Source organism: Serratia sp. NFX21 (assembly GCF_048517035.1).
Classification (GTDB): domain Bacteria; phylum Pseudomonadota; class Gammaproteobacteria; order Enterobacterales; family Enterobacteriaceae; genus Serratia; species Serratia quinivorans.
Genome location: NZ_CP183196.1, coordinates 3894116 through 3918709, shown reverse-complemented (window position 1 = coordinate 3918709; position 24594 = coordinate 3894116). Strand labels below are relative to the sequence as shown.

Genomic DNA, 24594 nt, shown 5'->3' with positions numbered 1-24594 from the left:
CAATATGACAAATGAACAAATGGCTATGTTGTACATGCTATATATAGCAAGAAAAAATAGTAATGCACGAGATAGATTGACGGCAGGAGAGTCGCATAAATTAATGTCAATTATATATAAAAATTATGACTTATTTGAAAAAGATATTATCTCCTTAGAAAGACAAAGTTTTATTAGCATTGTTGGCGTGTCTACCCCAAATTATAATGGTCCACAATATGCTGCTACAGATATAGTTATTACTTATGACGGATATAGTCATGTACACAATAGTATTGATAAATTTATCACTGCATATTCTCTTTTCTAGAGTTGAATAATATAGTGTCAAGATGATAAATTAGATCTTCAGGTATATTATCTTTAGTTGGGATTATTTCAGTTATGGCCATAGGAAATAGTCTGAGTTTAATCCCACAATCTTTCAATTTAAAAGAACCACCAATTGAACCAATTTTAAGTAATGATTCTAACTTGGCGTAACCTACTCCTTCACCCAAGAACAAATAAAATGGTACTTCTGTGTTTGTTTCAAATTGAGTAATACCATTAATTATACCTATTGAAAAAATAATAATGCTATTATTTGGAATCCTTTCCATATAATACTCCTTGTTGTTTATATTAATCTTCAGCCGGTGCCGAAGGATCACTACTAATTCGTAACTTATGTAATTCTATAGCTTTGTTTTTCGTTATAAGCATCTTGTTTTCAGTACTAACAATTTGCCAGTATGAACCACGTTCATTATCGTAAAATTTAGTAATAGCATCCAAAGATAAATCTTTATACTTGATCCAAGCAAGCTGAGATCTTTTTAGACTATCTTTGAATTCTTTACTTAATTCAGTATCAGATATTAGTAACTTGTATTCAGCATTTAGTAGTTTATCCCATGCTTTGGTAGCGGCTTCATAACAGTCAGCCATTGCCATATCAGATACATTCACAGGGTTACTTCTACATTGTGCTAATTCTTTATCTATTACTGATTCTTTCGATAATGCACTACTACTGAAAAATATCAGTAGTATAGGTAATAACTTGTTCATAGCTACACCTTATTTATTATCTATAAATTTAATGAAATAATTGTCATACAGATTATTTAACGTGATACCTAATGTATCTATTGAGGATTTATAACAATCGCCTATTGCTATATCAGTATCGATTACGCATTCAATAGCCGATTTATTAACAAAAAATATACTGCCAAAAAGTACTATCAGTGCAACAAATCCAATGTTCATAGTTATATCCTTATTTTAAGTGGATTAGGAATAGTTTTCCTTGTTCCTAAATATGTAATGCAGTAGCCAAACGAATATCCATAAACCACCAGTAATTATTGTCATAATTAAATGTGCAATATGAGGGAACCGTTTACTGCCAGTTGAACCTTGATTGTTGTTATTATTGTTGTTGTTACTCACTACAATGTTAGATTTGTCCCTATTCGCGTTCTCACGCTTTAAAGACTCTATCTCTCGTAGTTGTGGATTTAAGATCTCTCCACAGTGCTTACACTTTTTAGCCTTGGACGAAATCATCTCATCACAGTAACTGCATCTTGTTTCTAACTGATTAATAACCATTTTTTAGTGCTCCTTGCAAGTTTTCATCTAATGATGATAACCCGATTGAGTACTAAAATTCAAGAAATTGATCGTCACAAACGATCGATAAATTGATTATGATAGCCTATGACTATCAATTGATGTCAATCGATCTGTGAAAGCAATGATAGAAAATGATATCAAATACAGTTGGTTACATCTAAAACTATGAGGAAAACATTTATGAATGAAGAAGATAACTATCTTGAACGAAGAAAATACATGTCAGAATCTGACCGACGTGCTGAACAGTTGTCACGATATGTTCGAAATAAAACAAGAGCGAAAAAAGGCGAAGAACAAATTCCATATCCCGATATTCCTTACTTTACCCATGAAAATATCGAAAATGATTTGAGTGATGATAACCCTTGGTGGATATTCTGTAAGGAAAGAGGCTATTGGGATAATGATCAAGAGTAAATAATTCAAGTAAGTACTTGACTACTTGAGTTTGTACGTAAATTAAACTATAATATTACACGAAGTTGTTCTAAATGTAGTATCTGAAATATATAAGAGGTGCCATGATGGATATGGAAGAGTTATTAAGAAAAGCTAGAGAGTCTGCGGAAAATCGTACTCCTGAAGAACGGTTTAAACTACTTGTTGAGTCAAAAATACTAACAAAAAATGGTACTTACAACACACGTTTTTTTACTAAAGAAACTGTTGAAAAAAGTAAACCAAAGGAATGACTATTTAATAGGAATCTATAATGTACTCATCAAAACCAAGCGTTATATATGGTTTTCATGGAATGGATGAAGATGCAGCATTACCTATTCTGCTAAAAAAAGATGACTTCAAACACAGCAATAACGCATATGATTGGCTTGGTAATGGTGTTTATTTTTGGGAAAATAACTATGAAAGAGCAAAACAATATGCAATTGAAGATAAAGAAAGAAAAAACTCAAAAATAAAAAAACCATTTGTATTAGGTGCTGTAATTGAACTTGGAAATTGTTTAGACTTATTTGATCAAAAACATATTGATTTTCTTAAGTTTTCTTTCGAAGAAATGACCAAATCTCTCAAGTTACAGAATATCGAACCACCTGTAAATAAAATGTTTGGTAAGAGTGATTTTGATTTTAAATGTAGAGAACTCGATTGTGCTGTCATTAGATATGCTCATACTCTTGCCAAAAATTCAGGGAAACAATTCGACTCCGTTAGAGCCGCATTTTTAGAAGGTAATCCTTTATATGAAGGAGCAAAATTTTATGAGAAAAATCATATTCAAGTTGCTATACTAAATCCTAATTGTATTAAGGGTATATTCTACCCGCGAGTATAAACTTAACACTTTAAGTCAAAATGAAAATACAAAACGATCAGCTAGTGATACGTGCAAATTTTTTGTAACTAGCTGATTTTCATATAATTGTGCAACAAGTGCATAATGCCGGGTAAATTGGTAGAGGTCCAGGTTAAGCGTGGCTTGAAACGTGGCACTAATTTATGGGATGCACTATGTGCGTTGGCAAAAGGCATTCGCGATAACAGTATTGCTTGTGGAATATTAGTTGTTTGTCCCAACAGCAGTGTAACCATTCGCTCGAATTTGGCTGAGAATATCGTCCGTATCGGGACCGGAAGAACCGATGGGATCCATGCAATAGGTGATGAATTCATCAAGAGAGTTGGGCTTGAACCCTCGGAATTATACCGAGTGTGTAGTTCGCTTCGAATTGTCACCGTCGATGCAATAGATGGAAATAATAGTGCCGAAATCAATGCCATCAACCAACTAAATCATTTATTCCACGAACCACTTCGAGCATGGTGTGTGCTGATTGAGCAAGCGCGCAAACTCATCAGAATTAGAGGCAGGGCAACAATAACCTCGTTGCTTAATGAGTTCAGGAGTGTCGGTATCGGCATCAAAATGGATACAACAGAAAGTGGTATCCAGCTCAGAGCTGTTGTCTGCAAGTGGCTTGAGAAAAGTTATTCTCAGTTCACTATTCCAGGGCAAGCCAAGCCTGTATCACTTCAGAAGTGTTGGATCCCACTGAAAGCCTCAATCATTAAAGATTTAGAGAATTTCCCTGATGATTTATCTGAAGCTCTAAGTAGTTATCACCAATATGCAGCAAATCGCACGAGTAACATCGACAAGTTCGATGCTTATACACTTGGTCGATATGTTACCCGGGGCATTATTATTGGTGGACCAGGCATCGGAAAATCAGTCCTTCTTCGCCGCATAGCTCTAACTTATGCTGCTGAAGGCCATATGGTGTTACTGGCACAACTTTCGCAAGTTGTCTCTCTTATCAGCCATAAAGGTATTCGTTTTGAGGAAGCCCTGAATGATGTAGCGCTAAGTTGCTCGGGATTGAGATACAAATCACTCGACCTGCAGGATGCTGTCATTTTATGCGATGGTCTTGACGAGTGTGGTGTCAATCAGCACCTTGTTACCGATGCTATTCACAGATTTGCGGTTGCGCATCCCAAAACGAGGATATTACTCACCAGTCGGCCCGTAGGCTACCGACCAGGCCTGCTGGGAAACTGGAGACATTATGAGCTTCTTCCACTGGAGGAATCTCAGGCCGACGATGCACTGATACAAGTGATGGAAGCCTTGCCTTTTGAAAGTCCAGAGGCGCGAAACCAAACCCTTAATGTCGCGAAAGAGCAACTGAAATCATTGCATCTCAAAGGTATCGCGTCGAGAAGCCCACTGATTTTAACTATGCTTGCATCCTTATCTTCCAAAGGCATTGAGCCAGATAGCTCGAGAATCTCATTATATCGGCAGTTGTTTAAGTTGTTAGAAACCGCTTATCCATCTGCACGTTTAGAAGGTTCAGTACCAACTGAACCTGAACGAAATTGGTTCATCTTCTTGCTGGGCTGGATACTATTTGAGCACGGGACTGAACCTTTTGAATTGACGTTCAAGCACTGTGTTTCTGAATGGCAAAAAGAAACGCAAGACGGGTATCTCGCTTGCAGTAATAAGGTCCAGGCTTGTTTTGATTTCTGGGAAAATGTAGGTGTCATTGAGCACATACACACTCTTGATCAGGAGGCTGTAACCTTCATTCATAAAACTTTTGCTGAGTATGCCGCAGCTGTCTTTATTGAACGGCAACCACATAACCTGAAACGTAACTTGCTCATCAAAGTTATTCAGGGGGACTCCAGTCGTGGGACACTTTCTTTTGTAAGCCACCTTGGTTTGGTAGATGAAATTATTGATGTATGGAGCGAATTAATACTCCGAGGGGAAACCACACCAACTAGAGAGTTGAATCAGGTCATAAACTTGATTATTGAAGCCGGAATCCCCGTTAACAAAGATGCACTGCGCACCTTTGCAGACTGTTGCTGGAAAGCCATATCTTCATCATCAAGCATGTTCTCAGCAGGAGAGGCACTTTGCCAAGTATCGATATATAGCTGGGATATCGTAAGCGATAATGTAAGAGCTAACCTTAATTCAAATGATAACTGGCTTTGGTTGGTCTCCTGGGCATGTACCCTCGCAGGTAACCCCGAAGAAGTCAGCTACCAGGATGCAATAATTGCATTGAAGAGTATTCATTCAAAGTGGCCCAAGCGATTGAAACAAAGGAATTCTCTATTTGACTTCACTAATGGTAGGAAGATACAGGATAGTATCATTCTGGGAGCTGCTGAAATTATCCTTCAAAGCCCTGAGGATATTGGACTTGGTACTCTTAATGCCATTATTGATAAAGGCAAGGGAGTATCAGCCAACTGTTTTCTTAAGATTTCGAAACTTTATACACAAGCAGGTATCAAGTTACAGGATGAAGTAAATCGCTCCCCGTATACAGAACAAGATTTTTTAAGATCTTACGATAAAATCAATGCGAAATGGCTCGTTCTTATCTCTGTTTTAGCTGGTGACTATAATACTTCGGGGCAGGACGACATTTTACCTGAAAATATGATAGAACTCGGCGCTTTTTTGAGTGCAAGCGGTTTTCATCACCTCAGTTTGAGCGATCTACGATGCCTTGAGGAGACCGATGAAAAATTCATTCATCGAAGCAAGTTCCTTTATAAGATAGCTAAATCTGCAGGTATCGAACTAGATAAACTGAGGCACCAGTCCGCCATTTTTAAAAGGCAATGTCAGGGAAACCTATCTGTACTTTTTGAATATTCTTGTAGGCTGCCCGTAGTTGATGCGTTCGTAAAACCTGAAAATATCAAAATCAATCCCGAGGATTTCGATGATTTGCTTGCGACTATTTTGTACGGAAGTCAGTTTTACAGTTCTTTAGCAGCCATTATTCTTTATGAGCACAGAAATCACCCAAGGGTTATGGAAGGAATTAAACGAATCCTAATGGAAGGTGAAGGAGCAGCATTGCACATAGGTACTCAGTTCATAAAGGATATGCCGGGTCAAAATTGGCAGCAATTACTCCTTCAAAGACTGCAAACAACCATTCCTGAACAGGGCTCTTCATATTTGTTTGGAGCTCTAACTCAACCTTTTAATTCACAACATGAAAGTGTTGTAACGCTGGGGCTCCGTAATGAATTTCTGAATGTAGTCCTTGCCGCAGCCTCATTTGCAACCAAACTCCCCCAAACAGATGAGTTGCTGCATGAGCTTGGTCTTATATATGAAGAGTGGAAACAGCGGGAGGAACCCTATCCAGAGGATTATGGGGTTATCCCGGACAGTCCGCGTGATGACCTTTCTGGTATTTTGGTCAAGAATAAAGATGTGGTAAATAATGTGGCGCTTATTCTTGATATGGTGCAGGAAAAACGAACGAAAATTCGTGAAACTGGTGAACAGGCTCTCTTGAATGCACTCAATGAGTATGTCGGATTACAGATGAAAATATCTGTATGGGCAAGATATGGCGTGTGCAAACCCAGGCTATTACGACAGATTATCACTGTAGTTCACTTGCATCCTGAAGCCGTTATGTCGCTCATACCTTTCCTCAAAGATGAGTCAGCCGAATTACGATATGCCGCAACAGCACTTCTTAACACGCGGTTCATAGAGCGAGAGAAAATTGAATTGTTCGCCCGTGAGCTTTTAAATGATACTGAAGTCGAGATCAGAGAAAGTGCATCTATAGCACTCGCATCACTTCACTCGGGACAAAGGTACGATTAAGGCTTTATTATCGATAAGAGCAACTGCGAGCGTCCGCTCCTCGCTCATAGCCGCCATCCACCAAAACAAAAGCAAAAAACCCGCTCAGGTTTCCCTGAGCGGGCTTCTCTAATATGGCTCCTCTGACTGGACTCGAACCAGTGACATACGGATTAACAGTCCGCCGTTCTACCGACTGAACTACAGAGGAATCGTGTGAACGGGGCGAATAATAGCGGGGTGGTGCGGCTTTGTCAAAGCACTAAACTGCAAGAAAGGCGCGTTTGCTGATGGAATGAGCATGTTGCGTTGTTTTTCGGCACTCATCCTGTTTAATCACGCTGTTTATCACCACAAAATCCCCGATTTCCTGGTTGCACCTGCCATTGCACGCTTCTGGTGCGCAGGGGGAGAGGTGCTTGGTGAACGGCAGAAAAATTTTGCTGCGAGTTTGCTACCAGATCCCCCCACCGCGCCTCCTCGCGGTAGTGAATCCCCGTGTTTTGCCTCTGATATGTAGGATGAATGAACAGAAAATATGTATTGGCCGTCACAATGGCTGGATTTTTGCTTACCTAAATTCGGGTAATGCGACTGCGCTCTCGCGCAAATTATTTTCCCCGTCTACACATAAAGTGACTGCTCCACGCCCCTGGGCGTTTCGCTAAAACAGTGCTGAGGAATACAACAATGTCATCGAAATTGATTAAAAGTCCGCTCGCTGCTCTGCTTATCGGTTGTTTAGGTTCTGCTTTTTATGCTCAGGCGGATATTGTTATTGGCGTCGCCGGGCCGTTCTCCGGGCCGAATGCGACCTATGGCGATCAGTACTGGCGTGGTGCCTCACAGGCGGCAGCGGATATCAACGCCGCCGGTGGGATTAAAGGGGAAAAAATCAAACTGGTGCAGGGGGATGACGCCTGCGAACCCAAACAGGCGGTCTCGGTCGCCAACCGGTTAGTGGATCAGGACAAGGTCTCGGCGGTGGTCGGGCACTTCTGCTCCTCCTCCACCATGCCGGCCTCCGAGGTGTATGACGAAGCAGGTATTATCGCCATCACCCCCGGATCCACCAACCCGCAGATCACCGAACGCGGCATGACCAACATGTTCCGCATGTGCGGCCGTGATGACCAGCAAGGGGTGATCGCCACCAACTACATGCTCAATACCCTGAAAGCCAAACGCATCGCGGTGATCCACGACAAAGACACCTACGGGCAGGGGCTGGCAGATGCCGCCAGGGCCGAAATGAACAAGCGCGGCGTGAAGGAAGTGCTGTATGAAGGGCTGTCACGCGGTGAAAAAGACTTCAACGCGCTGGTGACCAAGATTGCCTCGGTCAAACCCGACGTGGTCTATTTCGGTGGTTGCCATCCAGAGGCTGGGCCATTGGTGCGCCAGATGCGTGAGCAGGGTGTGACCGCCAAGTTCTTCTCCGGTGACTGCATCGTGACCGAAGAGCTGGTGACCGCTGCCGGTGGGCCGCAGTACACCAACGGCGTGCTGATGACCTTCGGTAACGATCCACGCCAAATTCCTGAGGGCAAGGCGGTGATCGCCAAGTTCCGCGCCAGCGGTTTTGAGCCGGAAGGCTACACCCTCTACTCCTATGCTTCGATTCAGGCAATCGCCGCAGCCTTCAGCGCTACCGGCGGCAAAGACAGCGCCAAGGCCAGCGAATGGCTGAAATCGCATGATGTGGATACCGTGATGGGCAAAAAGGCCTGGGACAAGAAAGGCGACCTGAAGGTATCGGATTACGTGGTCTATCAATGGGACGATAAAGGCAAATATCACCAACTCTAATCAGCCCGAAGGCTCAGGTTTTTCCTGCCCGCATGGGGCTGGATTGACATGACTGACAAGCGGATCCGCGTGTTCGGCGGATCCGCGCCGATACTTCCCTTGGGCCGCGTCTGCACTAGCTTGCGGTCCCACCAGGCGAGACTGCTCATTATGGATGTTTTCTTTCTGCAACAGTTGATCAACGGCCTGACGCTCGGCGCGGTTTACGGCCTGATCGCCATCGGTTACACCATGGTTTACGGCATTATCGGCATGATTAACTTCGCCCACGGCGAGGTGTACATGATCTCCGCCTACCTGTGCGCTATCGGGCTAGCGTTGCTGTCGTTCTTCGGCTTGCAATCCTTCCCGCTGCTGATCCTCGGCACGCTGGTGTTTACCATCGTCGTCACCGGGGTGTATGGCTGGGTGATAGAGCGGATCGCTTACAAACCCTTGCGCAACTCCACTCGTCTGGCACCGCTGATCTCCGCCATCGGCATGTCGCTCATTTTGCAAAACTACGCGCAAATCAGCCAGGGGCCACGCCAGCAAGGGATCCCGACCTTGCTGGACGGCGTGTTCCGCCTCAACTTTGACGGTGGGGTGATCCAAATCACCTACACCAAGGTGTTTATCCTGGTCGCCTCACTGCTGGGCATGGCCATCCTCACTTACATCATTCAGCACACCCGTCTGGGGCGTATCTGCCGCGCCACCCAGCAGGATCGCAAGATGGCGTCCATTCTGGGCATCAATACCGACCGGGTGATCTCCCTGGTGTTCGTGATTGGTGCCGCGATGGCCGGGCTGGCGGGGGTGTTGATCACCATGAACTACGGCACCTTTGATTTCTACGTCGGCTTTATTATCGGCATCAAGGCCTTTACCGCCGCGGTGCTGGGGGGCATTGGTTCGTTACCCGGCGCGATGCTGGGCGGGCTGTTGCTGGGTGTCGCGGAGGCGCAGTTTGCCGGCATGGTGAACTCCGATTACAAAGACGTGTTTTCCTTCGGTTTGCTGGTGGTGATCCTGATTTTCCGCCCTCAGGGCCTGCTCGGTCGGCCAATGGTCGCTAAGGTTTGAGGGGAAAACTATGTCGCAATCTATGGTTCACCCAGGGCTGAACGTTAAACGCAGCCTGCTGGATGCGGTGCTGGCCGGGCTGATCGCCCTGATCGTCTTCGGGCCGATCGTCGGTATTGTTCTCAACGGATACAGTTTTAACTTTGAACCGCGCCGCCTGGCGTGGATTATCGCCGCGGTAATGGCCGGGCGGCTGTTGCTCAGCCTGTTCCTGCAAACTGCGCCGGGGCGGAAATTGTTGACGCGTTTTGACGGCGGCAATGACGGGGTGTATGTCCGGCCGATAGGGGCCAAAACCAGTCTGCGATGGATCATCCCGTTAATGGCGGTGATCGCGCTGCTGTTTCCGTTTGTCGCCACCAAGTACCTGCTGACGGTGGCGATCCTGGGGCTGATTTACGTGCTGCTTGGGCTGGGGTTGAACATTGTTGTCGGGCTGGCCGGGCTGCTGGATCTCGGTTATGTGGCGTTCTACGCCATTGGCGCTTATGGCCTGGCGCTGGGTTATCAGTATCTCGGGCTGGGGTTCTGGGCGATGTTGCCGCTGGGGGCGCTGATGGCCGCGCTGGCCGGTGCGCTGCTGGGGTTCCCGGTGCTGCGCATGCACGGTGACTATCTGGCGATCGTCACGCTGGGGTTCGGGGAAATTATCCGCCTGGTGCTGAATAACTGGATGTCGCTGACCGGTGGCCCCAACGGCGTCTCGGTGCCTGCGCCGACGATTTTTGGCCTGGAATTTGGCCGACGGGCGAAGGACGGCGGGGTGCCGATCCACGAATTCCTCGGTATCGCCTATAACCCCAACCTGAAATTTATCTTTATCTATGCGGTGCTGTTCCTGGTGGTGCTGCTGGTGCTGTACATCAAGCACCGGCTGACGCGCATGCCGATCGGCCGCGCCTGGGAGGCACTGCGCGAGGATGAAATCGCCTGTCGCTCGCTCGGGCTGAACCACGTTCTGGTGAAGCTGTCGGCCTTTATGATGGGTGCCTCTACCGCCGGGCTGGCCGGGGTGTTTTTTGCCACTTATCAGGGCTTCGTCAACCCCACCTCATTCACCTTCTTTGAGTCGGCGCTGATCCTGGCGATCGTGGTGCTGGGCGGTATGGGCTCGACCATCGGCGTAGTGCTGGCGGCGTTTGTACTCACGGTGGCACCTGAGCTGTTACGTAGTTTTGCCGAGTACCGGGTGCTGCTGTTTGGCGTGTTGATGGTGGCGATGATGATCTGGCGGCCGCGTGGGCTGGTGCGCATCAGTCGTTCCAGTTTTGCTCCGCGCAAGGGGGTAGAGCCATGAGCGACGCTATCTTGCAGGTTGAGCATCTGATGATGCATTTTGGCGGTATCAAGGCGCTGAATGACGTGAATCTGGCGGTAGAGCGCGGTTCCATCACCGCGCTGATCGGCCCCAACGGTGCCGGTAAAACCACGGTATTCAACTGTCTGACCGGTTTTTATCGCGCCACCGGCGGCGCGATCCTGCTTAATACCCATAAGCGGCCGACCGACGTGATCCAGGTGCTGGGGCAGAAATTCCACGCCGGTGACTGGGTTAACCCGAAACGCCTGGGCTCGCGCGTTTACTACAAAATGTTTGGCGGCACCCATCTGGTCAATCGCGCCGGGCTGGCGCGCACCTTCCAGAACATCCGTTTGTTCCGCGAAATGTCGGTGGTGGAGAACCTGCTGGTGGCGCAGCACATGCTGAGCAACCGCAATCTGATCGCCGGCGTGCTCAATACGCCGGGTTACCGCCGGGCCGAAAACCAGGCGCTGGATCGCGCCTTTTACTGGCTGGAAGTGGTGGAGCTGGTGGATTGCGCCAACCGGCTGGCGGGGGAGATGTCCTACGGCCAACAGCGGCGGCTGGAGATCGCGCGGGCAATGTGCACCACGCCGGAAATGATCTGTCTCGACGAACCCGCCGCCGGGCTAAACCCGGTAGAGACGGCGACGCTGAGCCGCATTATCCGTTTTCTGCGTCAGCACCACGGCATCACGGTGCTGTTGATCGAACACGATATGGGCATGGTGATGGAGATCTCCGATCGGGTGATTGTGCTCGATCACGGTGATGTGATCGCCGAAGGCACGCCGAAAGAAATTCAGCACAACGATACGGTGATCGCCGCTTACCTTGGCGCGGATGAAGAGGAACTGGCGGGATGAGCAATGTGATGTTGGAGTTTCGCAACGTAGACGTGTTTTATGGCCCGATCCAGGCGTTGCAGCAGGTCTCGCTACAGGTGAATGAAGGCGAAACGGTGGCGCTGATTGGTGCCAACGGCGCGGGCAAGTCAACGCTGCTGATGTCCATCTTCGGCCAGCCGCGCATCAGCGGTGGGCAGATCCTGTTTCGTGGCGAGGATATCAGCCAGCGTTCCACCCATTACGTTGCCAGCAGCGGCATCGCTCAGGCACCGGAGGGGCGGCGTATTTTCCCGGACATGAGCGTGGAGGAAAACCTGTTGATGGGCACCATTACCATTGGCAATCGCTATGTGGATGAGGATTTGCAGCGCATGTTCGAACTGTTCCCGCGCCTGAAGGAACGGCGCAACCAGCGGGCGATGACCATGTCCGGCGGCGAACAGCAGATGCTGGCGATTGCCCGGGCGCTGATGAGCAGGCCCAAACTGCTGTTGCTGGACGAGCCGAGCCTGGGGCTGGCGCCGATCATCGTCAAACAGATCTTCAGCATTTTACGGGAGCTGACCCGTGGCGGCATGACGTTGTTTCTGGTGGAGCAGAATGCCAACCACGCGCTCAAACTGTCCGATCGCGGCTATGTGATGGTCAACGGCCAGATCCGCCTGACCGGCAGTGGTTCGGAGTTGTTAAACGATCAGGAGGTGAGGAAAGCCTATCTGGGCGGGGCCTAGAACTGGCGCTGGATCCAGCGCACGTTCAGCCGCACCAGTGCAATAATGCCGTTGGACAACATCCGCAGCCCGGTGGGTAAATCGCGGCGGCGGATATCCAGCAGCAACACGGTGCGCACCTGGTCGCTGTCGTTCCACACCTCGTGTTCGAAGGTATCATCCCACAGCATAAATTCCCCCTCATTGAGCCGGTATTCCTGCCCGTCGACTTTCAATACGGCGGCGGGCAGACCATCGGCACCCTTGGGCATCGACAGCACCAGATAACCGCGCAGAATGCCACGGAACGGGCCACGGTGCGCCGGCACCTGTTTACCGGGGGCCAGGAAAGACAGCGAGGCGGAAAGCACATCCGGAGAGGAAGCGATCAGGCTGGCCAATAAGGGGCAGCGTGCAAGGTTGCGCGTTATCGGCTGGCCGTAGGCCTGCATGATGAACATGCGCCAGTCACGCGCGTCATTGGCGGAGATCGACGCCTGTTCACTCATAATTTCGTGAAATCGCGGAATATTGTGCAGATCTTGCGCCAGGGTCAGTGCCTCATCACGGATCTGCGGCCACTGGGCGGTAAAACGCTGTGCGTCGGGGAACAGTTGGGCGCTGTCGAGCACCGGCGCACCGCTGATGCGGCGATCGTAAATACGGCGTAATGCCAACACCGACCAATCATAGATAGCTGACATGTGACCTCTATTAGCGTGACCCAAGCTCTCGCCGACCGTTGGTATTATTATTGTTTAATATGCGACCGCCGGACGATTAATTCACCGTTATATAAACGTTGGCCGCCCGGTTCGAAAGCTTGCGTCAGGCAATGGATGCCATCGGCAATCAGCGACTGCATCGGCTGGCGATAAGTGGTCAACTGGTAACTGGGGGAGGCGGCCAGTTCAATGTCATCAAACCCCACCACGGCAATCGGCGCACAGCCCGGTGTGGCGCGGATGGCGTCGATAACCCCCACTGCCAGAATATCGTTCTCACAAAAAATCGCCTCAACCCGTTGTTCCGCCGGGGTGGTTGCCAGGTAGGCCGCGAAGGCTTCCATGCCGCACTGACGTTGATAATGCGGGGCCTGCAGCACCACGCTGACGTCGCGTTGTTTTTCCGCCAGCGCGGCGCGGAAACCGTCAAGGCGGCGTAACTGGGTGGATTCGCTCACCGGCCCAGCCAGATAGCCCATGCGCTGATAATTTTGCGTCAGCAACAGTTCGCCAATTTCACGCCCGGCCTGATAGCCGTTAGTGGCCAACACCTGGATATAGGGGCTTTCGCTATAGCGATACAGCACCACCAGTGGAATATGGTGAATATCCTGTGCCAGCGTAATCAGCCGATCGTTGAGCAGGGTGCCGAGAAACAGCAGGCCATCCACCTGCATTTGATCGGCCAGCGTCAGCACCGATTCATAGTCGTGTTCCGAGGTGATATTCAGCAGCAAGGCCATATAGCCGCGGCTTTGCAACTGCCGGGTGACTTCGTCCAGCAGCGTGAAAATATGCGGGTTTTTTAGCTCGTCCGCCACCAGCCCGATGATGCGGGTGCTTTTTTTCGACAGGCTACGCGCCAGCAGATTAGGGCGATAGCCCAATTCTCTGGCCGCGGTCTGAACGCGCAACCTCGCATGGGGCGAGATCGACGCACCGTCGGTAAAGGCACGCGATACCGTCCATTTGGACACGCCGGCACGGGCCGCCACATCACTGGCCGTTGCCTTGCGTGCAGTGGGCGCGGGGATCGCGCCGGGTTTCTTCGCCATCATCTTTGCTCGTGATGAAAAAACGGTATGGGTTCAACAGATTAGCACAGCCTTGCCGGATGCGGGAGTTGCTGCCGTCAGCGGTGAGATCCCTGGTGCAGGACAGGGCGCCATATTGATCCTTTGATCGGTAAATTGTGATCCTGAGCGGCAGATTTATCATGGCGCATTTGACTTATTTTTAACCCTCTCCAATAGTCCATCGCAAGTGGCATTTGTTTTGCGGTCAAGTTGCCACTCAATTTTGCACCCGGGTGCATTTTAAATTTGCACCCGGGTGCAACACGGCGGAAATATCAGAAACTTTGAGCTTCGGGAGTAACTATGTTGAATGGTGAAAGAAAAACGCCACGGCCTTTGCGTTGGGCGATGGTCGGCGGCGGGCGGTTGGGGCAGGTGGGTTATAAACACCGTTGCGGTGCATTGCGGGATAACACCGCCTTTGCGCTGGTGGCTGGGGCATTTGATATTGTGCCGGAGCGCGGCCGCGAATTCGGCGTCAATCTGGGGGTGGATGCCGATCGCTGCTATGACGATTACCGCACGCTGTTTGCTCAAGAGGCCAGGCGAGAAGACGGCATAGAAGTGGTGTCGGTGGCCACGCCGAATGGCACCCATTACGAAATTACCCGTGCGGCACTGCTGGCCGGGCTGCACGTGATTTGCGAAAAACCGCTGTTTTTCACCAGCCGGGAAGCCTACGAAATCAAGGCACTGGCGGCGGAAAAAAACCGCATTGTCGGCGTGACCTACGGTTTCTCCGGCCATCCGTTGCTGCTGCAGATGCGCGCCATGATTGCCAACGGGCAGATCGGCGAGGTGCGCATGGTGGATCTGCAATATACCCACGGTTTTAATGCCACCGACGAGGTTGACCGTCTCAGCGATGCGCAGAAATGGCGCATTGATCCCCAAATCTCAGGCCCGAGCTTTGTACTGGGCGATATTTCCACCCACACCTATTACCTGTCCCAACTGGTGATGCCGCAGATGCAGATCAGCGAACTGCTTTGCGATCGGCAGAGCTTTATTCCCTCGCGTGCGCCGCTGGAAGACAACGCGCTGGTGATGATGCGCTATGCCAACGGCGCGGTGGGGCGCATGTGGGCCTCATCGGTCAATGCCGGTGCCATGAGCAGCCAGCGTATTCGCATCGTCGGCTCGAAGGCCAGCCTGGAATGGACCGACATCAACCCCAGCGAGCTGAGTTACCAGGTGCAGGGGCAACCCAATCAGACGCTATATCGCGGCATGCCCTATCTGGACGAAACCTGCAACGCCTGGGAGCGGCTGGGGGCGCTGCATACCGAGGGGCTGAGCGAGTCCTGGGCCAACATCTACCTGAAATTCGCCCTGGCGATTGATGCCTGCAACCGGGGCGATCGGCAGGCGTTGGATCAACTGGTGTATCCAGACATCGACGCCGGGATCGACGGTGTGCGCTGGATTGAAAACTGCGTGCGCTCAGCCGATCAGGGTGCTCGCTGGGTAGCCTTTGAATAAACCTTTTTGCGGAGACATAACATGAAGCTTTCTTTCTGTACCGATAGTCTGGGCCACCTGCCGTTTGAAGCCATGTTGGATCGATTGGGCGAATTGGGGGTGTTTGGAGTGGAAATGACCACCGGCGGCTGGTCTTCGGCACCGCATCTGGATACCGTGGCGTTATTGCAGGACGCCGGTAAGCGCCGACGGTTACTGGCGGCACTGGAAAGCCGCGGCATGAAGATTGCCGCGCTGAACGTTTCCGGTAACCCGCTGGAGCCGGGCGTGTTGGGGGAAAAACATCGCCACGATACCGACAACACGCTGGCGCTGGCCGCTGGCCTGGGGGTGAAGAAAATCGTCATGATGAGCGGATTGCCCCCTGCGGCTCCCGGCGACAGCATCCCCAACTGGATCACCTATACCGTCAGTTGGCCGCCGACGCTGAAAAACTGCCTGGATTATCAGTGGAACGAAGTGGCAATCCCCTACTGGCAACGGCTGGTGGAAAAGGCACAGGCGTTTGGCATCGAGAAATTCGCGCTGGAGAACTTTAGCTCGATGCTGGTGTGGAACCCCGACACCTTGTTCAGGCTGCGTGACGCGGTGGGGCCGATGGTCGGGCTGAATCTTGATCCCAGCCACCTGATTTGGATGGGGGCCGATCCGATTGCCGTAGCCCGCCGTTTGGGGGACGCCATCCACCACGTGCACGGCAAGGACGTAAGGCTGGAAAGGGGCGTGGTGGCCGTCAACGGGCTGCTGGAAACCCGGCCGGTGGAGCAGGTGGCGGAGCGCGCCTGGAATTATGTGGCGGTCGGCTGCGGGCAGGATCTGCAGTGGTGGAAAGAGTTTTTCTCGGTGGTACGCATGATGGGCTATAACGACTGGGTGTCGCTGGAGATGGAGGATCTGACCATGTCGGTCGATGCCGGCATCAATACCTCGGTCGAGGCGTTAAAGCACTGTATCAGTCAGTAAACGGCATCCGTTGCTGTCCAGGGTCTGCCATTGTGCAGGCCGTGGATGGCAAAAGGCTGGCGAAAAAAACAGGTTAATAAAAATGTGACGCATGTCGCATTTACCCTACCGATTGGTTAAAATATCGCTACTTCCCGCTCCCGTCCGGATCCCGTTTAACATGGAACAAACTCAGGTCTCTCGCTCAACTGCCTGGTTGCGCGTGGTCATTCTTGCCGTTTCGGCCTTTATCTTCAATACCACCGAGTTCATTCCGGTCGGGTTGCTGAGTGATATCGCCCAAAGCTTCTCGATGCAGACCGAGCAGGTGGGGTTGATCATCACTATTTATGCCTGGATCGTCGCCGCCAGTTCGCTGGTGTGTATGCTGCTGACCAGCCGGATTGAGCGGCGCAAACTGCTGATCGGGGTATTTATCCTGTTTATCGCCAGCCATGTGCTGACCGCCGTGGCATGGAACTTCACCACGCTGGTGATTTCCCGTGCCGGTGTGGCGCTGGCCCATGCGGTATTTTGGTCGATCACCGCCTCGCTGGCGATCCGGGTCGCACCCGCGGGTAAAAAGGCGCAGGCATTGAGCCTGTTGGCGGGGGGGACCGCGCTGGCGATGGTGCTCGGCCTGCCGCTGGGCCGTATCGTGGGTCAAATCCTCGGCTGGCGCATGACCTTTATTGGTATCGCCGTCTGTGCCACGCTGGCGCTGGTGCTGCTGTGGCGTTTGCTGCCGGTGCTGAAAAGCGAGCATTCCGGCTCGCTGGCCAGCGTGCCAATGCTGTTTAAGCGCCCGGCGTTGGTCAGCCTGTATATGCTGACCATCATTGTGGTGACGGCCAATTTTACCGCCTACAGCTATATCGAACCCTTTATTCAGACCGTGGCCGGGCTATCGGAAAACTTCACCACCCTGATGCTGTTGCTGTTCGGTGCCGCCGGTATCATTGGCAGTCTGCTGTTTAGCCGTTTCAGCGAGCGTTTCCCGTCGGGCTTTTTCATCGGCGCCATCGCCTTATTGATGCTGAGCCTGCTGCTGCTGTTACCGGCCTCCGGTGATGAAAACCACCTGACGGTGCTGTTTGCGGTATGGGGCATGGCAATCATGGCAATTGGTTTGTCGATGCAGGCCAAAGTATTGAACCTGGCCCCGGACGCTACCGACGTGGCGATGTCGATCTATTCCGGGCTGTATAACTTCGGCATCGGTGCCGGCGCACTGCTGGGTAACCAGGTCAGCCAGTATCTGGGTATGGGCAACATCGGTTTTGTCGCTGCCCCACTGGCGTTGATCGCCCTTGGCTGGTGCCTGCTGAACTTTTACCGTAGTGAACGCCTGCAACACCACCAAATCCGCTAACTTCCTGCGCTCTGATAGTGGGCCGCCGGCTCATTGTCAGTCTCATCCTAACTTATTGTTAACCCGGAAGACGTACCCGCGTTATTCCTCCACCGACGTGCTATCGTGAGCATGCAAGCGCCCCAATAGCCCAAATATCAGTAACGCGCAGGCGGCAGAGGCTATCGCCAGGATATACAGCAAGTTGCGGAAAGCCTGATCATAGATTTGCAGCATTAACTGGCGTTGCCCGGGCAGCAAGGCGGCGGCACTGTTCAAATCACCCAGTGCCGCGCGGTTGGCCGCCTCAACCAAATGTTGCGTGCCACCATTGCCGGTGAGTGCTGCAAACAGACCGCCCTGGATCAGCATGGCCAGTACCGCACCGGCAATCGCAATGGCGATGCCGTCGGCCGAGACACGTACCGCGTTGAATATCCCGGTGGCCATGCCCGCCCGTTCTTTTTCCACCACGCTGACCGCCATGGCATCCATCAACCCCCAGGGCAGGCCGATACCGGTGCCGATCAATAGCATCGGTGCTATCAAGCCGTGGCCGTTATTTGCTGTCAGTTCATGACCCAGCCAGGCCAGCCCGACGGCGACCAACAGCAACCCGATACCGGAGAGCACGCCAGAGGTAAAACGGTGTGCCAGCAGTGCCGCAAGAAAGGGCACGAACAGCAATGGAGCCGCCAGAGCAATCATGGTTTTACCGGCTTCGAGCGCGCTTTGCCCATCAATACCGATAAAACGCCCTGGCAGCATGACGATCAATATCACAAAAAAGAATGCTGGCGAGGCTGCCAGCACCTGAACCCCAATAAAGCGGGGGCAGCGGAACAGGGTCAGATCGAGCATTGGCCGTGCTACCCGGCGCTCAATCAGTACAAAGGCGATAAAAACCGCCAGCGACAGCAGTAATGAACCGGCCACCGACAGGCTGCCCCAACCGTTTTCCGGTGCCAGCAGAATGGCGTAGGTGAACAACGCCAACGCAGCAGTAAAACTAACGGCACCGGGCCAGTCCAACCCCGCCGCATGGGGATCGCGGGATTCCGTTGCGCTGAGCGCCACCAGTGCCAATCCCGCCAGGCCAATCAACGCGGTGGCGAAGAACACCCATGGCCAGCCTGCGGTCACCACCAGCCAGCCTGAGGCCAACGGCCCAAAAGCCAGGCCAATACCGAATGTGGTGCCCAGCAGGCTAAAAACGCGGGTGCGAACCGGCCCGTAGAAAGTCTGCGCCAGCGACGCCATCGCACCGGCAAAAGCCGCCGCACCGGCCAGCCCCTGCGCCAGCCGCAAAATATCTATTCCCACCACCGAAGGGGCGAAGGGGATCATCATGGTCAGAATGGCGAACGCGCCCAGCCCGAACAACCAGACCCGTTTACGGCCATAAATATCGGCCAGGCTACCGGCGGCCATCATGGCGCTGCCATAGGTAAGAATATAACCATTGACTACCCAACTCAGTTGTACGGCGCTGCCACCCAGCGAATGGCTGATGGAGGGCAAGACCACCGCCGGACCGGTAAAGCTCAGTGGGATCAGGATAGCGGTCAGGCAGGCGGCCAGTAATTGCAGCCATGTCTGGATTTCAAAACGGTCTGCGGTGTAGGTTATTTGCGTCATGGCGCTCATCTGTCTCTGGTGAAAAAAGCCCGCAAGCGGGTACCGCGCAGCGCTAAGCGCCGGGTTATGGTCTGCTGACTGCGTTGCCATTAAGGTAATCCTTCCCGCAGTGGAGAAAAATAGGCTAAATTTCCATAGATATCGGACAAAAATGTCCGGAATAAAGGATCGCGAGTGATGGACAGTCTTAATGGAATTCTGGCGTTTGTGCAGGTTGCGGAAACACGCAGTTTCTCCGATGCTGCGCGGCAGTTAGGCGTTTCGTCTTCTGCGGTGGGTAAGAGCGTGGCGCGTATGGAACAGCGGTTGGCGGTGCGTTTATTTCACCGCAGTACCCGCAGTGTGACACTGACGGCAGAAGGATCGCTGTTTCTTGAGCGCTGCCGCCGCATTTTGGCGGAGATCGCCGCCGCTGAACTTGAGCTGGCCGACAGCCGCGCCGCACCGCGTGGCAAGCTGCGCATTAGCCTGCCGCTGGTCAGTGGGTTGCTAATGCCGGTATTGACGGACTTTATGCATCAGTACCCGGATATCGAACTGGACGTGGATTTTTCCGATCGTATGGTCGACATCGTCGAAGAGGGGTTTGATGCGGTGGTGCGTACCGGTGAGCCAGCCGATTCGCGGTTGGTATCACGCCGTTTGGGCGGCTTTCAACTGGTGCTGGTGGCATCGCCGGATTATTTATCGCGGCGAGGTGTGCCAGAGAAACCGGCGGATTTGCTCAACCATGCCTGTTTACAGCATAAATTCCCTGCCACCGGGCGCTTTGAAACCTGGCCGCTGCTGGGGGAAGACTTACCTGAACTGCCGACGACCATGATCTGCAATACCACCGAGGCGCTGTTGCCCGTGGCGCAGGACGGGTTAGGCATTGCTTGCCTGCCGGATTTTATGGTGAAGGCGGCGTTGCAGCGAGGTGAACTGCAAAAGGTGCTGGAGGAGTTTGTCGAGCACCAGGGTGCTTTTCGCGTTATCTGGCCATCCAGCAAATACCTGGCGCCCAAACTGCGCGTTTTTATCGACTTTCTTGGTGAACGGTTATTCCCGGCCAGTGGGCAATAAAAAGCCCACCTAAGTTACCTTAAGCAGGCTGCGTTACTGCTGTTATTACTTAGGCCAGATCAAAACGATCGAGGTTCATCACCTTATTCCAGGCGGCGACAAAGTCGTATACAAAACTCGCCTGAGCGTCCGAGCTGCCATAGACTTCCGCCAGCGCGCGCAGTTGGGAATGTGAACCGAAGATCAGATCGGCGCGGGTTGCCGTCCATTTGAGTGCGCCGGTTTGGCTATCCTGGCCTTCAAACACGCCATCTTCGCCTGCCGCTTTCCAGGTGGTGCCCATATCAAGCAGATTGACGAAGAAGTCGTTGCTCAGTGCCTGCGGTCGTTGGGTCAGCACGCCGTGCTGGCTCTGGCCGACGTTGGCGTTTAACACCCGCAGCCCGCCCACCAGTACCGTCATTTCCGGTGCCGTCAGCGTCAGCAATTGTGCTTTGTCGACCAGCAAGGCTTCGGCCGGAATGTTGAACTGGCGCTCCAGGTAGTTACGGAAACCATCGGCAACCGGCTCCATCGCTTCGAAGGAGTCGACGTCGGTCTGTTCTTGCGTGGCATCCATACGGCCCGGAGTGAAGGGCACGCTTACCGGATGACCGGCGTTGGCTGCCGCCTGTTCGACCGCCGCGGCACCGGCCAGCACGATTAAATCTGCCAGCGAGACGCGTTTGTTGCCCGACTGGGCATTATTGAACGCCTGCTGGATATCTTCCAGCTTGGCCAGCGTTTGCGCCAGTTGCGCCGGTTGGTTGATTGCCCAGTCCTTCTGCGGCGCCAGACGAATGCGCGCACCGTTGGCACCGCCGCGCTTGTCTGACCCGCGGAAAGTGGAGGCTGAAGCCCAGGCGGTGGACACCAGTACCGAGATCGGCAGACCGGAAGTCAGGATGCTGGTTTTGAGATCGGCGATATCCTGATCGTTGATCAACTGATGATCGACGGCCGGGATCGGATCCTGCCAAATCAGCTCTTCGGCTGGCACTTCCGGGCCGAGATAGCGGGCGCGTGGCCCCATATCGCGGTGGGTCAGCTTGTACCAGGCGCGGGAAAAAGCATCTGCGAGCTGGTCAGGATGTTCATAGAAGCGACGCGAGATCTTTTCGTATGCCGGATCGAAACGCAGCGACAGGTCAGTGGTTAACATGGTTGGGCGCTGTTTCTTTGCCGGATCGAACGCATCGGGAATGGTCTCGCCAACGTCTTTGGCTACCCACTGGTGGGCACCTGCCGGGCTTTGCGTCAGTTCCCACTCGTATTCGAACAGGTGTTTGAAGAAGTCGTGGTTCCACTGGGTCGGCGTGGTGGTCCAGGTGACTTCCAGACCGCTGGTGATGGCGTCCTTACCTTTACCGGTACCAAAACTGCTCTGCCAGCCAAGGCCCTGTCGTTCGAGACCTGCGGTTTCCGGATCGTCACCCACATGCGAGGCCGGGCCTGCGCCATGAGTTTTACCGAAGGTGTGGCCGCCGGCGATCAGCGCCACGGTTTCTTCATCATTCATCGCCATTCGGGCAAAGGTCTCGCGAATGTCACGGGCGGCAGCGACCGGATCCGGGTTACCGTCCGGCCCTTCCGGGTTAACGTAAATCAGGCCCATTTGCACCGCTGCCAGCGGATCTTCCAAATCGCGATCGCCCGAGTAGCGGCTGTTCTGGCCGCCGCTCAGTTCCAGCCAGATTTTTTCCGACCCCCAATAGACGTCATCCGGCTCCCAGGTATCGGCGCGGCCGCCCGCATAGCCGAAGGTTTTAAAGCCCATGGATTCGAGTGCGACGTTACCGGTCAGGACAATCAGGTCGGCCCAGGAGATTTTGCGGCCGTATTTCTGTTTGATTGGCCACAGCAGACGTCGGGCCTTATCGAGGCTGACGTTGTCTGGCCAGCTGTTGAGCGGTGCAAAACGTTGCTGGCCTTCACCTGCGCCGCCACGGCCATCGCCGATACGATAAGTGCCGGCGCTGTGCCAGGCCATACGAATGAACAGGCCGCCATAGTGGCCGAAGTCTGCCGGCCACCACTCTTGTGAGTCGGTCATCAGGGCGTGCAGATCTTGTTTAACGGCGGCCAGATCCAGACTGTTAAAGGCTTTGGCGTAATCGAAGTCAGGGTCCATCGGGTCGGAGAGGGAGGAGTGCTGGTGCAGTGGCTTCAGGCTGAGTTGGTTGGGCCACCAGTCCTGATTCGAAGGGCCACGACGTGGCGTGTTCGGTTTACCGCCACCCGAAAATGGGCATTTGCTTTCAGTTGTCATGATGCGCTCTCTGCTTCTGTAAGTTCGCTCGCCAGGCCCTGTCTGCAGTCCCTGGGGAGCCGTTAGCTTGATATCGCGGGCTAATGCTCGCGTCGGGTGTTGCGCTAATGGTTTGTCTAATCAACTGATTTTAAATAATAAGAAATGAGGCTTCGCCAACCGCTGATGGGGCTCGCACTGACACTCAGTTCTAAGCTTAGTCAGTGGATGCAGATAGATAAAATAGGAATGGTTGAATGTTGTAATAGTCTATGGCTATTGAAATGGTATTAATTGATAGGGTCTTTATGGTGATAAGGCCGGACGGGTTTATCGAATAGTCAAAAATAGCATTATCACCTGCCAGCCAAATGGAATCATTCGTCCTCTATCTATAGGCTATTCCCCCTATAATTGCTGCACGGGTCTAAACTATCAGCTTTGAATATATGTATTTTTTGACTTGCCGATTAAACAGGATGAAAATAATTTATTAGTCAGTGCCCACCACCATCACTAAATAAATCTATGCATTGATAATAAACATCGAAACCAGGGATTTTGCTTTCAGCCAATTCTGGAACCCAATAAAGAGGAGTTTGAATATTGAGTTAATTATACTCATTATATAATGAGGGGTCATGCTTGGTAATATTCATAACGTTGATATCCGATTGTTACAGATATTTTTGACCATAGTGCAGTGTAATGGATTCTCGGCCGCTCAGGCACAGCTGAATATGAGCCAGTCCGCCATCAGTACATGTATGTCGACTCTGGAGACGCGTCTGGGCTTTCGCCTCTGTGAACGGGGTAAAAAAGGATTCAGTCTGACAGCGGAAGGGGAACAGGTGCTGTGTTATACACAACAACTGTTCGCCAAATTAGATGCTTTTGTTTTACAGGTTCATAACCTTTCAGGGCGGTTACGCGGCGAGTTAATGATCGGTCTGTTAGACAGCACATTGACGTTGCCCGAAGCAAAAGTAGTTGAGGCAATAAGACGTTTTTATCAGCGTAATCATGAGGTAAGTCTGCAGGTTTTTATTAAATCACCAACGGAACTTGAACAAGAAATTATCAGCGGCGAACTGCATGCGGCGATATCTTATATTGGACACAGATTAGAAAACCTTGAGTATATCGATCTCTTCAGTGAAAAAATTTCAATCTATTGCGGAAAGCACCATCCGCTGTATTTATCATCAAAAGTGACCTCCGAGGACTTACTGCGCTTCAGTTGGGTGAAGCGTGGCTATCTGATGCCGTCGGATTTAGTGCCTGTAATGCCGCCACTAATCACTGCCACGGCCCACCAGATGGAGGCTGTCGCCTTACTGGTTTTGGCAGGGACACACATTGGCTATCTGCCGCAACATTATGCTCAGCAGTGGGTTGATAAACAGGAAATGTACTTGCTGAAATCTGAAGAATTAAGCTATGAGGTGACTCACTGCCTTATTCTTAACCGAAGTCGCCCGCATAATGAAGCACTCGAAGCCCTGGTTTCTGACATTCTTCTGGAACATGGATGACCCTACTAAAAATAATGCATACTTATATTACAACGCTTTCCGGTTAAACATTCATAAATGATAAAGTCAGCTTTGTTTTATATCTATT

At 51.7% G+C, this 24594-nt stretch carries 22 protein-coding genes and 1 tRNA gene; 15 read left to right on the top strand and 8 right to left on the bottom strand.

Annotated features, from left to right (window positions below):
* Positions 1-4 precede the first annotated feature (4 nt).
* Entirely contained in the window at positions 5-310 is a 306-nt protein-coding gene (locus tag ACNT1W_RS18385) for a hypothetical protein (protein ID WP_419245984.1), read from the top strand.
* Here ACNT1W_RS18385 and ACNT1W_RS18380 read toward each other — a convergent pair.
* The 3 genes from ACNT1W_RS18380 to ACNT1W_RS18370 form a co-directional block, all read right to left on the bottom strand.
* The gene (locus ACNT1W_RS18380) at positions 288-602 is read right to left on the bottom strand and encodes a hypothetical protein (protein WP_419245983.1); all 315 of its coding nucleotides are present in this window, start codon (positions 600-602) and stop codon (positions 288-290) included. The two genes, ACNT1W_RS18385 and ACNT1W_RS18380, sit on opposite strands and share 23 nt — an antisense overlap.
* 22 nt (positions 603-624) lie before the next feature.
* The gene (locus ACNT1W_RS18375) at positions 625-1053 is read right to left on the bottom strand and encodes a lysozyme inhibitor LprI family protein (protein WP_419245982.1); all 429 of its coding nucleotides are present in this window, start codon (positions 1051-1053) and stop codon (positions 625-627) included.
* Between the two features lie 225 nt (positions 1054-1278).
* Positions 1279-1599, bottom strand: coding sequence for a zinc ribbon domain-containing protein (locus tag ACNT1W_RS18370; protein ID WP_419245981.1), 321 nt, complete (start codon positions 1597-1599; stop codon positions 1279-1281).
* Between the two features lie 204 nt (positions 1600-1803).
* On the opposite strand from ACNT1W_RS18370, the gene ACNT1W_RS18365 reads away from it, so the two are divergent.
* From ACNT1W_RS18365 to ACNT1W_RS18350, 4 genes are all read left to right on the top strand, one after another.
* Positions 1804-2043 carry a hypothetical protein gene (locus ACNT1W_RS18365; protein ID WP_419245980.1) on the top strand — a complete coding sequence of 80 codons (240 nt, stop codon included), beginning with the start codon at positions 1804-1806 and terminating at the stop codon, positions 2041-2043.
* A 104-nt stretch (positions 2044-2147) separates the two neighbouring features.
* Entirely contained in the window at positions 2148-2318 is a 171-nt protein-coding gene (locus ACNT1W_RS18360; protein WP_419245979.1) for a hypothetical protein, read from the top strand.
* A 20-nt stretch (positions 2319-2338) separates the two neighbouring features.
* The gene (locus ACNT1W_RS18355) at positions 2339-2923 is read left to right on the top strand and encodes a hypothetical protein (RefSeq protein ID WP_419245978.1); all 585 of its coding nucleotides are present in this window, start codon (positions 2339-2341) and stop codon (positions 2921-2923) included.
* Positions 2924-3028: 105 nt separating this feature from the next.
* Entirely contained in the window at positions 3029-6751 is a 3723-nt protein-coding gene (locus ACNT1W_RS18350; RefSeq protein ID WP_419245977.1) for an NACHT domain-containing protein, read from the top strand.
* Positions 6752-6865: 114 nt separating this feature from the next.
* On the opposite strand, the gene ACNT1W_RS18345 is transcribed toward ACNT1W_RS18350, so the two are convergent.
* Positions 6866-6941: transfer RNA gene (locus ACNT1W_RS18345), tRNA-Asn, on the bottom strand.
* Positions 6942-7420: 479 nt separating this feature from the next.
* Here ACNT1W_RS18345 and ACNT1W_RS18340 point away from each other — a divergent pair.
* The 5 genes from ACNT1W_RS18340 (at position 7421) to ACNT1W_RS18320 (ending at position 12486) form a co-directional block, all read left to right on the top strand.
* On the top strand, positions 7421-8539 hold the full coding sequence (locus ACNT1W_RS18340; protein WP_099063757.1) for a branched-chain amino acid ABC transporter substrate-binding protein: 1119 nt from the start codon (positions 7421-7423) through the stop codon (positions 8537-8539).
* Positions 8540-8689: 150 nt separating this feature from the next.
* Positions 8690-9604, top strand: coding sequence for an ABC transporter permease subunit (locus ACNT1W_RS18335; protein WP_017893418.1), 915 nt, complete (start codon positions 8690-8692; stop codon positions 9602-9604).
* Positions 9605-9614: 10 nt separating this feature from the next.
* Positions 9615-10901 (top strand): high-affinity branched-chain amino acid ABC transporter permease LivM, encoded by a 1287-nt coding sequence (livM, locus tag ACNT1W_RS18330; RefSeq protein WP_012145917.1) that lies wholly within the window; start codon positions 9615-9617, stop codon positions 10899-10901.
* Entirely contained in the window at positions 10898-11773 is an 876-nt protein-coding gene (locus ACNT1W_RS18325) for an ABC transporter ATP-binding protein (protein ID WP_012145916.1), read from the top strand. Before livM ends, ACNT1W_RS18325 begins: the two co-directional genes overlap by 4 nt.
* Positions 11770-12486: an ABC transporter ATP-binding protein gene (locus tag ACNT1W_RS18320; RefSeq protein WP_261136752.1), complete on the top strand. Its 717-nt coding sequence runs from the start codon at positions 11770-11772 to the stop codon at positions 12484-12486. Before ACNT1W_RS18325 ends, ACNT1W_RS18320 begins: the two co-directional genes overlap by 4 nt.
* Here the strand turns inward: ACNT1W_RS18320 and ACNT1W_RS18315 are convergent.
* Together ACNT1W_RS18315 and ACNT1W_RS18310 are read right to left on the bottom strand one after the other, a co-directional pair.
* A complete protein-coding gene (locus ACNT1W_RS18315) occupies positions 12483-13169 on the bottom strand; it encodes an aspartyl/asparaginyl beta-hydroxylase domain-containing protein (protein WP_112362550.1) in 687 nt (228 codons plus the stop codon). The two genes, ACNT1W_RS18320 and ACNT1W_RS18315, sit on opposite strands and share 4 nt — an antisense overlap.
* Positions 13170-13216: 47 nt before the next feature.
* Positions 13217-14248 (bottom strand): LacI family DNA-binding transcriptional regulator, encoded by a 1032-nt coding sequence (locus ACNT1W_RS18310; RefSeq protein ID WP_012145913.1) that lies wholly within the window; start codon positions 14246-14248, stop codon positions 13217-13219.
* Positions 14249-14569: 321 nt separating this feature from the next.
* On the opposite strand from ACNT1W_RS18310, the gene ACNT1W_RS18305 reads away from it, so the two are divergent.
* The 3 genes from ACNT1W_RS18305 to ACNT1W_RS18295 all read left to right on the top strand — a co-directional run bounded on the left by ACNT1W_RS18305 (position 14570) and on the right by ACNT1W_RS18295 (position 18062).
* Complete coding sequence (locus ACNT1W_RS18305) at positions 14570-15748, top strand: Gfo/Idh/MocA family protein (protein WP_419245976.1); 1179 nt, start codon at positions 14570-14572, stop codon at positions 15746-15748.
* 21 nt (positions 15749-15769) lie between these two features.
* Entirely contained in the window at positions 15770-16711 is a 942-nt protein-coding gene (locus ACNT1W_RS18300) for a sugar phosphate isomerase/epimerase family protein (RefSeq protein WP_012145911.1), read from the top strand.
* Positions 16712-16871: 160 nt separating this feature from the next.
* The gene (locus ACNT1W_RS18295) at positions 16872-18062 is read left to right on the top strand and encodes a sugar transporter (RefSeq protein WP_041418615.1); all 1191 of its coding nucleotides are present in this window, start codon (positions 16872-16874) and stop codon (positions 18060-18062) included.
* Positions 18063-18143: 81 nt separating this feature from the next.
* Here ACNT1W_RS18295 and ACNT1W_RS18290 read toward each other — a convergent pair whose 3' ends face one another.
* Positions 18144-19679, bottom strand: coding sequence for an MFS transporter (locus ACNT1W_RS18290; RefSeq protein WP_419245975.1), 1536 nt, complete (start codon positions 19677-19679; stop codon positions 18144-18146).
* A gap of 177 nt (positions 19680-19856) precedes the next feature.
* On the opposite strand from ACNT1W_RS18290, the gene ACNT1W_RS18285 reads away from it, so the two are divergent.
* The gene (locus ACNT1W_RS18285) at positions 19857-20744 is read left to right on the top strand and encodes a LysR family transcriptional regulator (protein ID WP_419245974.1); all 888 of its coding nucleotides are present in this window, start codon (positions 19857-19859) and stop codon (positions 20742-20744) included.
* A gap of 49 nt (positions 20745-20793) precedes the next feature.
* Here the strand turns inward: ACNT1W_RS18285 and katG are convergent, their stop codons facing one another.
* A complete protein-coding gene (gene katG / locus ACNT1W_RS18280; RefSeq protein WP_012145908.1) occupies positions 20794-22992 on the bottom strand; it encodes a catalase/peroxidase HPI in 2199 nt (732 codons plus the stop codon).
* 620 nt (positions 22993-23612) lie between these two features.
* Here katG and ACNT1W_RS18275 point away from each other — a divergent pair.
* Positions 23613-24506, top strand: a complete 894-nt coding sequence (locus ACNT1W_RS18275; RefSeq protein WP_115184300.1) for a LysR family transcriptional regulator — start codon at positions 23613-23615, stop codon at positions 24504-24506.
* Positions 24507-24594 lie beyond the last annotated feature (88 nt).

Bases quoted from the DNA above. Each gene is read 5' to 3' on its own strand.
- ACNT1W_RS18360 (WP_419245979.1), top strand. From the start codon at position 2,148: ATGATGGATATGGAAGAGTTATTAAGAAAAGCTAGAGAGTCTGCGGAA.
- ACNT1W_RS18320 (WP_261136752.1), top strand. From the start codon at position 11,770: ATGAGCAATGTGATGTTGGAGTTTCGCAACGTAGACGTGTTTTATGGC.
- ACNT1W_RS18315 (WP_112362550.1), bottom strand. From the start codon at position 13,169: ATGTCAGCTATCTATGATTGGTCGGTGTTGGCATTACGCCGTATTTAC.
- ACNT1W_RS18275 (WP_115184300.1), top strand. From the start codon at position 23,613: ATGCTTGGTAATATTCATAACGTTGATATCCGATTGTTACAGATATTT.
- ACNT1W_RS18325 (WP_012145916.1), top strand. From the start codon at position 10,898: ATGAGCGACGCTATCTTGCAGGTTGAGCATCTGATGATGCATTTTGGC.
- ACNT1W_RS18295 (WP_041418615.1), top strand. From the start codon at position 16,872: ATGGAACAAACTCAGGTCTCTCGCTCAACTGCCTGGTTGCGCGTGGTC.
- ACNT1W_RS18290 (WP_419245975.1), bottom strand. From the start codon at position 19,679: ATGACGCAAATAACCTACACCGCAGACCGTTTTGAAATCCAGACATGG.
- katG (WP_012145908.1), bottom strand. From the start codon at position 22,992: ATGACAACTGAAAGCAAATGCCCATTTTCGGGTGGCGGTAAACCGAAC.
- ACNT1W_RS18355 (WP_419245978.1), top strand. From the start codon at position 2,339: ATGTACTCATCAAAACCAAGCGTTATATATGGTTTTCATGGAATGGAT.
- ACNT1W_RS18310 (WP_012145913.1), bottom strand. From the start codon at position 14,248: ATGATGGCGAAGAAACCCGGCGCGATCCCCGCGCCCACTGCACGCAAG.
- ACNT1W_RS18380 (WP_419245983.1), bottom strand. From the start codon at position 602: ATGGAAAGGATTCCAAATAATAGCATTATTATTTTTTCAATAGGTATA.
- ACNT1W_RS18300 (WP_012145911.1), top strand. From the start codon at position 15,770: ATGAAGCTTTCTTTCTGTACCGATAGTCTGGGCCACCTGCCGTTTGAA.
- ACNT1W_RS18370 (WP_419245981.1), bottom strand. From the start codon at position 1,599: ATGGTTATTAATCAGTTAGAAACAAGATGCAGTTACTGTGATGAGATG.
- ACNT1W_RS18375 (WP_419245982.1), bottom strand. From the start codon at position 1,053: ATGAACAAGTTATTACCTATACTACTGATATTTTTCAGTAGTAGTGCA.
- ACNT1W_RS18350 (WP_419245977.1), top strand. From the start codon at position 3,029: ATGCCGGGTAAATTGGTAGAGGTCCAGGTTAAGCGTGGCTTGAAACGT.
- ACNT1W_RS18340 (WP_099063757.1), top strand. From the start codon at position 7,421: ATGTCATCGAAATTGATTAAAAGTCCGCTCGCTGCTCTGCTTATCGGT.
- ACNT1W_RS18305 (WP_419245976.1), top strand. From the start codon at position 14,570: ATGTTGAATGGTGAAAGAAAAACGCCACGGCCTTTGCGTTGGGCGATG.
- ACNT1W_RS18385 (WP_419245984.1), top strand. From the start codon at position 5: ATGACAAATGAACAAATGGCTATGTTGTACATGCTATATATAGCAAGA.
- ACNT1W_RS18365 (WP_419245980.1), top strand. From the start codon at position 1,804: ATGAATGAAGAAGATAACTATCTTGAACGAAGAAAATACATGTCAGAA.
- ACNT1W_RS18335 (WP_017893418.1), top strand. From the start codon at position 8,690: ATGGATGTTTTCTTTCTGCAACAGTTGATCAACGGCCTGACGCTCGGC.
- livM (WP_012145917.1), top strand. From the start codon at position 9,615: ATGTCGCAATCTATGGTTCACCCAGGGCTGAACGTTAAACGCAGCCTG.
- ACNT1W_RS18285 (WP_419245974.1), top strand. From the start codon at position 19,857: ATGGACAGTCTTAATGGAATTCTGGCGTTTGTGCAGGTTGCGGAAACA.